Origin of the sequence: Dietzia sp. HMSC21D01 (assembly GCF_001815995.1) — a bacterium.
Lineage (GTDB): Bacteria > Actinomycetota > Actinomycetes > Mycobacteriales > Mycobacteriaceae > Dietzia > Dietzia cinnamea.
Window position 1 is genome coordinate 1 of sequence record NZ_KV823926.1, and the last position, 9,606, is coordinate 9,606.

The following is a 9,606-nucleotide window of genomic DNA, read 5'->3' on the forward strand; positions in this document are numbered from 1 at the left end:
TGGGGCGGGCCCGACCGGGGCGGCGGCGCCCGGGTCGACCCGCTCCCCCGTCATGCAGGCGCTGCACGACCAGCTCGAAGGCGCCCCGCGTCCGGTGGTGCTGCTGGCCGCCGAGCTGCTGTACATCCAGCAGCTGCCGCTGAGCACCGTCACCGCGCGCCTCAAGCGAGGCCGCGTCCGCGACGTGCTGTCCTGGATGGACGAGGCGCCGGAGATCCCCGCCGACCTCGACGAGGTCCTCACCGAGAAGGGCCCGCTGACCGGCGGCCTGGGCTTCAACGTGCAGATGCGGGAGCACCTGCGCTGGCTGTGCTCGTTCATCGTCCACTGGGCCGAGCTCGACGCCTCCGTCCGCGACGCGGCCCTGTCCGACCCGTGGGAGTTCCAGCGGGCCGCCCGCTCGACGCCCGGCGACTGGCGGGCCATCCGCTACAGCCTCCAGTACCTGGTGTGGCCCGGCCACTTCCAGCCGATCGTCAAGCACGAGCACAAGACGCGGATCCGCGACGCGTTCGCCGACCTCATCGGCGGGCCGTCCGGGATCGACGAGCTCGACATCGACCAGGACCTGCACCGGATCTCCGAGGTGCTGTCCGCGCAGCTCGGTCAGCCCGTCGACTGGTACCGCGGCTCCGTGGCCAACCAGTGGCAGCGGCACCGCGATGACCACTCCCGCCGCGCGTGGCTCGTGCGGCCCGGCCGGGGCGGAGTCGGCCAGTCCGGGCAGTGGGTCGCGCAGAACCGCATCGCGCTGCCCGCCTCGCACCTGCCGCGGATCCCCGCCCACGCCAGCCGGCTCGAGGTCTCCCAGGCCGTCGAGCAGGGCTACCCGCACCTGGACTACCAGGCGCGCTTCCAGCTCACCGCGGAGCTGCACACGTTCCTGTCCCGGATGAGCCCGCAGGACGTGGTGGCCACCGTCGCCGACGCCAAGCTGCACCTGGGCACCCTCACCGACGACCTCGGCTACGTGGAGGACGGCGGGCAGCAGCTCGAGCGGTCCGTGCTGTGGAGCTCCGTCACCCTGGATCTCGAGTCCCTGCCGAGCCCCCTGTCCGAGCTGATCGGCGAGCCCGGCACGGTCGTCGACCTCACCGACGGGCTCGACGCGCTGCTGTCGGCCATGCACCCGGGGCGCCACTCCGCCGAGTCGCAGGTCGCGGAGGCCCCCGCCGCGGGCGCGGTGCCCACGCTGCCCGAGGTCACCGACGAGCTCGCCGACGGCCTGCACATGCCGCGCAAGGAGTTGCAGGAGATCGTCGACACACTTCAGCAGCGTCAACAGATCGTGTTCTACGGCCCTCCCGGTACGGGCAAGACCTATCTCGCCCAGGAGCTCGCGCGTTTCCTCGCCGGTCCCGACGACCCGAGCCGCGTCCAGCTGGTGCAGTTCCACCCGAGCTACGCCTACGAGGACTTCTTCGAGGGCTACCGCCCCACCCTCACCGAGTCGGGTCAGCCGGGCTTCGCGCTGCAGGCCGGCCCGCTGCGTCGGCAGGCCGCGCGCGCGACGTCCGAGTCGGGCCGGGAGCACCCGAGCTTTCTCATCATCGACGAGATGAATCGCGCCGACCTCGCGCGCGTGTTCGGCGAGATGTACTTCCTGCTCGAATACCGCGACCGCACCGTCCTGCCCCAGTACTCCCCCGACACGTCGTTCCGGCTGCCGCGCAACCTGTTCATCATCGGCACGATGAACACCGCGGACCGCTCGATAGCCATGGTCGACGCGGCCATCCGCCGCCGCTTCGCGTTCATGGAACTGCACCCCGACACCCCGCCGGTCGCCGGTGTGCTGCGCCGTCACCTCGAGGCACGCGGCGCGTCGACCGAGCCGGCGGAGGCGCTCGAGGCGCTCAACGCGGAGATCGACGACTCCGACCGCGACCTGCGGATCGGGCCGTCGTACTTCATGAAGGACCAGGCCACCGAGCCCGGCGGCCTCGAGGCGATCTGGCGGTACGACCTGCTGCCGCTCCTCGAGGAGCACTACTACGGGCGGCTCACCCGCGCCGAGGTCCACGAGCGGTTCGGCCTGGCGGCGCTGCGCCGCAAGATCGGGCGGGCGTGACCGCGACCTCGACGGGTCCGGGGGCGTCCGAGCTGATGTCCCTGGAGTTCGACGAGTTCGACCGTCGGGGCAGGCTCGTCACCCTGAGCTGGGAGGGCGCGCAGCACCTGTCGCAGACCGGGCTGGTGGAGGTCCTGCCCGCAGGCCGCGACACGTGGCGGCTCATCCCCAGCGGTGCCGTGGGGTCGGTGCGGGTCGAGGGCCTGTCCGTGCGGGTCCTGCCGGCCGCGAGCCTCGGGCTGACGCAGCTGTTCTTCCTGCTGGATCACGCGGCCGACGACGCGTTCCTGGCCTCGGCCGTCCAGGCGCGGGACGACGACGAGCTGTGGTCCTCCGTCGCCGAGTCGATGGCCCGGCTGGCGCACCAGGCGTTGGCCGCCGGGCTGCTGCGGGGGTACCGCAGGGTCGACGAGGCGCTGACCACCGTTCGCGGCAGGATCCGGCTCGGCGACCAGATCCGCCGCCATCCGGGCATGACCATCCCGCTCGAGGTCACATACTCCGAGTTCACGCCGGACATCGCCGAGAACCGCATCCTGCGCACGGCCGCGCACCGCCTGCAGTTCCTGCCCGAGCTGCCCGACGCGACCCGCCGTCGGCTCGCCATGGTCGACGCCAGGTTGTCCGACGCCTCGCTCATCGGTCAGGGGGCGCCCGTGCCCGCGTGGACGCCGAGCCGGCTCAACGCCCGGTTCCAGGACGCGCTGTCGCTCGCGGACCGCATCGTGCGGCGCATCTCCGTGGAGGTCGAGGACGGCCATGCGGCGTCGGCGGCGTTCGTCACCGAGATGCCGGAGCTGTTCGAACGGTACGTGGAGGCCGAGCTGACCGCCGCCCTCGACGGGCGGGGCGGGCGGCTGCTGCACAACCCCGTCGTCAATCTGGACTCCGGTACCGAGGCCGACGGTGACACCTCGTCCGGCCGTCACCGCGCCCCCGCGGGGGACGGTGACCACATCTCCGTGCGGACCGGCTTGGTGTACGAGGTCGACGGCGAGCCGGTCGCCACGTTCGTACCGACCTATCCCACGGACCGCCGGACCCGCGCGGCCGAGCACTACCGGCTGCTTGCCGCCTGCACGGCGCTCGGCGTCGACCGCGCGTACATGGTGTATCCCGCCCAGCGGCGTGACGATTCTCCTCAGCCGCGGCGGATCGTGCACACGGACATCTCGATCGTCGAGTACCCCGTCGACCTCTCCGGCGGCCCCGCCGACAGCCGTCGGGCTATCGTCGAGTTGGCCGAGCACGCGCGCGCCCTCGCGTGTGCACCCGCCGCCCGCCACCGCACGGAAGGGAGACGACACGCCCGATGAGCGACGCCGATGATCCCGCCCGCCGACTCGTGGTGAGTCTCGCGCTGGCCGCAGTGGGGACGGTCGGCGCGTATCGCGGCGCGTACGAGGTGCTCGCGCAGCAGGCCAGGATCGCCCGTCGGGTGATCCCGAAGCCCACCTCCCGCCCCTACGACGGCGACGGGCTGTACCGCCCGGGGGCGCCGTCTCCCGATCCGTGGCGGCCGGGCATGACGTGCGACGTCCACATGATGGTCTTCGGCGACTCGCTGGCCGCCGGGCTGGGCGCCGACTCACCGGACGAACTACCGGGTGTCCTGCTGGCCCGCGGCCTCGCCGAGGAGGCCGGCTGGGACGTCCGGTTGAGCATCAAGGCGATCGTCGGTGCCACCTCCAAGGGGCTGGCCGGGCAGGTCGAGGCGATGCAGGTCGCGCACGGCCGGCCGGACATCTCCGTGATCCTCATCGGCGGCAACGACATCACCTCGCGCAACGCGATCGGCCCGTCGGCACGCCGCGTCGGGGAAGCCGTGCAGGCCCTACGTGATGGCGGTTCCCACGTCGTGGTGGGCACGTGTCCGGACCTGGGCATCATCAAGCCGGTGCCGCAGCCGCTGCGTTCTGTCATGGCCACGCTCAGCCGGCGGCTGGCCGCCGCGCAGGCCGTGCAGGTCCGCCGGGCCGGGGGCGTCCCGGTGTCGCTGGCCGAGACCCTGGCCCCCGAGTTCCACCGCCGCGGCGAGAGTCTGTTCTCCCCCGACCGCTTCCACCCCAACTCGGCCGGCTACGAGCTCGCCGCCGGCCTGCTGCTGCCCGCGGTCTGTGTGGCGCTGGGCGTGTGGGACGAGGTGCCCGAGGAGCATCTGCCGCACGATGCCGCCGAGGCCGCCGCGTCACTCGAGGCCGCGGACGTCGCCGCCGAGGCCGCCGAACCGGCCGACGCCTCCGGCCGTGCCGAACACCGTGAGTCCGTGGTCGCCCGCCTCACCAAACGCCTCACCGACTTCGTCCGCACCCACGAGGACACGGGCGACGAGGGCGAGAACGCGTTCCTGCATAATGAGGACGTGGACGCCGATCCGGAGAGCACGGGGGATGCCCGCGAGGCCGCGGACACCCTCCGGCGACGGAGCCGGATCCTCCGGTTGGCACGCCTCACCCGGGACGACCCCCACCCGGGCGAACCGACCGACCAGACCTGAACCTCACCTGCCGCACACGAAGCAGCCACCAGACACGAAGGAGCCTTCCATGCCGGAAGCCGTGATCGTCTCTTACGCCCGTTCCCCCATCGGGCGCGCCAACAAGGGTTCCCTCGTGGGCATCCGCTCGGATGACCTCACCGCCCAGATGGTCAAGGCGGCACTGGCCAAGGTGCCAGAGCTCGACCCCACCCAGGTCGACGACCTGATGCTGGGCAACGGTCTGCCAGGCGGCCAGCAGGGCTTCAACATGGCCCGCGTCGTCTCGGTGCTCGCCGGCATGGACACCGTCCCCGGCACCACCGTCAACCGCTACTGCTCGTCGTCGCTGCAGACCACCCGGATGGCGCTGCACGCGATCAAGGCCGGCGAGGGCGACGTGTTCATCTCCGCCGGTGTGGAGACCGTCTCCAACTTCCAGTACGGCACCTCGGACCACATCCCGAACACCCACAACCCGATCTTCGCCGACGCCGAGGCCCGCACCGCCCAGCGCGCCGAGGGTGGCGCCGACGTGTGGACCGACCCGCGTGACCAGGGCCTCCTGCCGGACGTGTACATCCCGATGGGCCAGACCGCCGAGAACGTCGCCCAGATCACCGGCATCACCCGCGAGGAGCAGGACCACTGGGGTGTGCGGTCACAGAACCGCGCGGTCGAGGCCGTCGAGCGTGGCCACTTCGCCAACGAGATCACCCCGGTGACCATGCCCGACGGCACCGTCGTCACCGCTGACGACGGCCCGCGCCCCGGCACCACCTACGAGAAGATCTCGCAGCTCAAGCCGGTCTTCCGTCCCGACGGCACCGTCGCGGCCGGCAACTGCTGCCCGCTCAACGACGGCGCCGCGGCCCTCGTGATCATGTCCGACACCAAGGCCAAGGAGCTCGGTCTCACCCCGCTCGCGCGCGTCGTCTCCACCGGCGTGTCCGGCCTGTCGCCGGAGATCATGGGCCTCGGGCCGATCCAGGCCGTCAAGAACGCCCTGAAGATCGCCGGCAAGCAGATCTCTGACATCGACCTGTTCGAGATCAACGAGGCGTTCGCCGTGCAGGTGCTCGGCTCGGCCCGTGAGCTCGGCATCGAGGAGGACAAGCTCAACGTCAACGGTGGCGCCATCGCGCTGGGCCACCCGTTCGGCATGACCGGCGCCCGCATCACCGCGTCGCTCATCAACAACCTGCAGGCCGAGGACAAGCAGTTCGGCGTCGAGACCATGTGCGTCGGCGGCGGCCAGGGGATGGCGATGGTGCTCGAGCGCCTCAGCTGATCCCCGGCGCGGCGGGCGACATGTGACCCGCCATCGCGAAGAGCGTTCCGCCCACGTTTCCCGAGAGGGGCGTGGGCGGAACGCTCTTCTCGTCGGCAGGGCCGCCGCAGTCCCCCGATGGACGGCCCGTCCAGGGCGCGCACGGAGCTACCAGGCCGTTCTCGAACGGGTTGACCGACGCCGGGATGGAGCACCGCGCGGACTACGCGGACAGTGGCCGGCACCACTGGGCGACATTCATCAGGTACTTCGACGCAGGAATGACGACGGCCCCGGTTCCCTTCTCAGGGGCGCCGGGGCCGTCGCGGCTCGCGGGTCGGTTCCGCGTCAGAGGCGGATCACTCGCGGAAGTAGCTCATCAGCCGCAGGATTTCGACGTACAGCCACACCAGGGTCACGGCGAGGCCGAGGGCGACGCCCCACGCCATCTTGGCCGGGGCACCGGCGCGCACGAGGCGGTCGGCGTTGTCGAAGTCCAGCAGGAAGCTGAACGCGGCCAGGCCGATGCAGACCAGCGAGAAGATGATGGCCATGACGCCGCCGTCACGCAGCGGGTTGAAGCCGAACAGCAGCGCACCGAACAGATTGCCCACCATCAGGACGAGCACGCCGATGAGGGCGGCGGTCATGAACCGGGTGAACTTGGGGGTCACGCGCACGGCGCCGGTCTTGTAGACGAACAGCATGCCGGCGAAGACGCCGAACGTGCCCAGGATCGCCTGGCCGATCACCGCAGCGGCGTCGGCACCGGCGATGTTGAAGGTGAAGATGTGGGAGACCGCGCCGATGAACAGTCCCTCGAACGCGGCGTAGGTCAGAGTGACGGGCGCGGAGTCCATCTTGCGGCCGAAGGTGGCCACGAGAACGGTGATCAACCCGCCGATGCCGCCGACGAGCAGGAGCGGCATCGCGAGCCCCATGTCGACGGACAGGAAGTAGGCGATGAGGCCCACGACGCCGATCACGCCGAGGGTGATACCCGTCTTCGCGACGACGTCGTCGATGGTCATGGGCCGGGTGTCGGCGGCGGCCTGCGGGGCACCGTAGCCGGCCTGAGCACCGTAGCCGGCCTGGGCGCCGTAGCCGGCCTGGGCGCCGTAGCCCGGCTGGCCGTACTGCCCCTGCTGGAACGCCCCGCGTCCGGCGGCGCCGAACTGGGTGGCGCCGCGGGCGCTGTCTGTGGACAGGGAACTGAAGACCGGATTGCTACTGCTGCGCATCGAGGTCCCTTCGGAAATTGTCGGGGAAGGTCGTTGGTCGAGAGTCCCCGCCGGCTCACCGACGAATCACTCGTACCCCTACAACGCGCGAGGTCGCCTGAGTGTTCCCGGCGGAAACGGTTTTGGACGGCGGTCCTGGGGTGGAGCGCCGGTCACGGGCCGGCCGGTCCGGCTCATGGCCGGCCCACCCCGTTCCTGGTCAGGAAGCGGCGGAGGTCCGCCGTGGTGGTGACGAAGCTGAACGCCCGGCCCTCCCCTCGGATCGTGTAGGAGTTACTCGACCGGGGGCTCAGCCCAGCGCCACCCTGTGGTTCCAGGACCGCGCCGTGCGCCAGAGGCAGAACACCGCCAGGGCGACGAGCGCGATCACGAAGCCGATCGGCATCACGGCGTTGCTCGCGGAGGAGCCGGCGGCCAACTCGGAGAGCAGATCGAAACGGACGAGGCCCAGCGTCTCGCCGTCGGTCTCCCCCACCCCGATCGGGATCAGCAGCATCCCGAGCAGGGACAACGCCTGCGTGGCGAGGTAGACCAGGACGAACACGACGATCGGTCCACCCGCCCCGAGCCCGGACAACCGTCGCTCGTGCCCGATCGAGATCGAGAAGTAGTACTGCACCGGCCACACCAGGACCGAGCCGAACGCCAGCGCGATGCCGGCCGCGACCATCCACCCCGGCGTGACGTCGGTGACGGTGGTCCACGCGGCGGTGAGTACCGACCACGACGGCGACGATCCGCCCGAGCGCTGGGCGTTCGACCACCACGCGAGCAGCGCGAGCACCACGGTGAGGACGATCGCCGCCAGGGACGCGAGCATCGCCCAGGCCAGCTTGGCCCAGTAGATGCGGGAACCGCGGACCGGCAGGGAGTGCGTGAAGTACCCGATCCGGCCGTAGCTCGAGCGCCAGTAGTCGGCGGCGAGGGTCAGCTGGACGGCCGGGACGGCGATCACCGCGGCGAGCATGCCCGCGGCCAGCCCGAGCTCGGACAGCACCGGCCAGCCGGCGGCCCCGAGCAGGCTGCCCAGCGCCCCGATCAGGGCGAGCAGGCCGAAGAGGGTCCCGAGCGTGCCGCGCGTGCGCAGCCATTCGTGCGTGAGGAGTCTCGTCGTCGTCGCCCTTCTCGGGGCCCCGGTCGACGGTGAGGGGGTCGCGGTGGTCGCGGTCATCGGTACGTCTCCTTGAAGATCTGGTCGAGGCTGGCACCCCGGCCGCCGCGGAGGTCGTCGGCGTCGCCGGAGAGGACGACGCGGCCGTGGCGCATCATCACCACCGCGTCGAGGACGGGTTCGAGGTCGTGCACGAGGTGGGTGGCGATGAGCAGCAGCGAGTCCTCGGAGAGGGTGCGGACGATGCCGTCCACGATCAGTTGCCGCGCGGCCGGGTCGACGCCGGAGATCGGCTCGTCGAGCAGGTAGACGCTCGCGTCGCGCGACATGGCCAGTGCGATCTGGACCTTCTCGCGCATGCCTTTGGACATCTCCTTGAGCCGCGTTGACTCGCTCAGGCCGAAGTAGCCGATGAGGTCGCGGGCCTTCTCGGGGCGGAAGTCGGCGAAGAAGTCCGCGTACAGGTCCAGGCAGTAACTGACCCGCGCGCGGTCGGGAAGGAAGCTGGTGTCGGGCAGGAAGGACACTCGAGCCTTCGACTCCGGACCGGGCTCGTGACCTGCGATGCGAACGTCGCCGCTGTAGCCGGTCATCACGCCGGCGAGGATCTTGAGCAGTGTGGTCTTGCCGCAGCCGTTCTCGCCGAGCAGGCCGACGATCTGCCCGGAGGCGAGCGTGAGGTCGACGCCGTCGAGGGCGGTGACGGGGCCGTAGCGCATGGCGAGGCCGGAGACCTCGACAAGTGTTGTGGGCTCGTTCATCTCAGGCATCTCCGGTGTCTGCATCGGTAGTGGCGTGGTCGTCATGGCTGTCCCATCTCTTCTCGAGCAGTGCTCTGGCCCTGTCTCGCGTCATGCCCAGGCCGCGGACGCGTCGGACGTAGGAGTCGGCGGCGTCGGTGGCGAGGTCGGCGCGGACCTCGTCGATGCGCTCCTCGTCGCTGGTCACGAAGCGCCCGGTGGCCCGTTCGGATCGGCACAGGTCGAGGCGTTCGAGTTCGGCGAGGGCGCGCTGGGCGGTGTTGGGGTTGACGCCCAGGTCGGCCGCCAACTCGCGGACGCCGGGCATCTTGGTGCCCGCCGCCCAGTCCCCGGTCACGATGCGTCGCGAGAACTCCTCGACGAGCTGCATCCAGATCGGGGACGAGGTGTCGAACTGCATCGTCGCCCCGCTTCCGTGTTGCTGTATTAGGTGATTAATACAGTGACACCGACGGAGGGCGTTGTCAACGCCCAGCGTGGGTCGCGGTGGGAGAGAACCGAGGTGACGACGACGAGGAGCGCGACCGCCCGCACGGCTGCTGGCCTGTCAGACCTGCGTCAGGGCACCCTTCGACGAAGGCTGCCGCGATGATCTCGCGGTAGGCCTCGACCCCGGAGGTCGGCCGTCGACCCGGCCGCCCGCCGCCTAGCTAGTGGGCATCTCCGTTAGTTCGTC

At 70.8% G+C, this 9,606-nt stretch carries 8 protein-coding genes; 4 read left to right on the top strand and 4 right to left on the bottom strand.

Annotation, left to right across the window (positions count from 1 at the left end; all coding sequences use genetic code 11):
- The 4 genes from HMPREF3086_RS09315 to HMPREF3086_RS09330 form a co-directional block, all read left to right on the top strand.
- On the top strand, positions 1–2,071 hold a 2,071-nt coding region (locus HMPREF3086_RS09315), incomplete at its 5' end, for an AAA family ATPase (protein WP_141764046.1).
- Positions 2,068–3,387, top strand: a complete 1,320-nt coding sequence (locus tag HMPREF3086_RS09320; protein ID WP_061916757.1) for an McrC family protein — start codon at positions 2,068–2,070, stop codon at positions 3,385–3,387. The genes HMPREF3086_RS09315 and HMPREF3086_RS09320, both read left to right, overlap by 4 nt.
- Positions 3,384–4,568 (top strand): SGNH/GDSL hydrolase family protein, encoded by a 1,185-nt coding sequence (locus HMPREF3086_RS09325; RefSeq protein WP_061229939.1) that lies wholly within the window; start codon positions 3,384–3,386, stop codon positions 4,566–4,568. Before HMPREF3086_RS09320 ends, HMPREF3086_RS09325 begins: the two co-directional genes overlap by 4 nt.
- Positions 4,569–4,617: 49 nt before the next feature.
- Positions 4,618–5,838, top strand: coding sequence for an acetyl-CoA C-acetyltransferase (locus HMPREF3086_RS09330; protein ID WP_063972396.1), 1,221 nt, complete (start codon positions 4,618–4,620; stop codon positions 5,836–5,838).
- A 338-nt stretch (positions 5,839–6,176) separates the two neighbouring features.
- Here the strand turns inward: HMPREF3086_RS09330 and HMPREF3086_RS09335 are convergent, their stop codons facing one another.
- The 4 genes from HMPREF3086_RS09335 to HMPREF3086_RS09350 all read right to left on the bottom strand — a co-directional run bounded on the left by HMPREF3086_RS09335 (position 6,177) and on the right by HMPREF3086_RS09350 (position 9,330).
- Entirely contained in the window at positions 6,177–7,058 is an 882-nt protein-coding gene (locus HMPREF3086_RS09335; RefSeq protein WP_061230025.1) for a Bax inhibitor-1/YccA family membrane protein, read from the bottom strand.
- A gap of 289 nt (positions 7,059–7,347) precedes the next feature.
- Positions 7,348–8,229: a hypothetical protein gene (locus HMPREF3086_RS09340; protein ID WP_070721524.1), complete on the bottom strand. Its 882-nt coding sequence runs from the start codon at positions 8,227–8,229 to the stop codon at positions 7,348–7,350.
- Complete coding sequence (locus HMPREF3086_RS09345; RefSeq protein WP_232303143.1) at positions 8,226–8,939, bottom strand: ABC transporter ATP-binding protein; 714 nt, start codon at positions 8,937–8,939, stop codon at positions 8,226–8,228. The genes HMPREF3086_RS09340 and HMPREF3086_RS09345 overlap by 4 nt, the downstream gene beginning before the upstream one ends.
- Complete coding sequence (locus HMPREF3086_RS09350; RefSeq protein WP_070721526.1) at positions 8,932–9,330, bottom strand: GntR family transcriptional regulator; 399 nt, start codon at positions 9,328–9,330, stop codon at positions 8,932–8,934. Before HMPREF3086_RS09350 ends, HMPREF3086_RS09345 begins: the two co-directional genes overlap by 8 nt.
- Between the last annotated feature and the right edge of the window lie 276 nt (positions 9,331–9,606).

Bases quoted from the DNA above. Each gene is read 5' to 3' on its own strand.
- HMPREF3086_RS09325 (WP_061229939.1), top strand. From the start codon at position 3,384: ATGAGCGACGCCGATGATCCCGCCCGCCGACTCGTGGTGAGTCTCGCG.
- HMPREF3086_RS09330 (WP_063972396.1), top strand. From the start codon at position 4,618: ATGCCGGAAGCCGTGATCGTCTCTTACGCCCGTTCCCCCATCGGGCGC.
- HMPREF3086_RS09335 (WP_061230025.1), bottom strand. From the start codon at position 7,058: ATGCGCAGCAGTAGCAATCCGGTCTTCAGTTCCCTGTCCACAGACAGC.
- HMPREF3086_RS09340 (WP_070721524.1), bottom strand. From the start codon at position 8,229: ATGACCGCGACCACCGCGACCCCCTCACCGTCGACCGGGGCCCCGAGA.
- HMPREF3086_RS09345 (WP_232303143.1), bottom strand. From the start codon at position 8,939: ATGCCTGAGATGAACGAGCCCACAACACTTGTCGAGGTCTCCGGCCTC.
- HMPREF3086_RS09350 (WP_070721526.1), bottom strand. From the start codon at position 9,330: ATGCAGTTCGACACCTCGTCCCCGATCTGGATGCAGCTCGTCGAGGAG.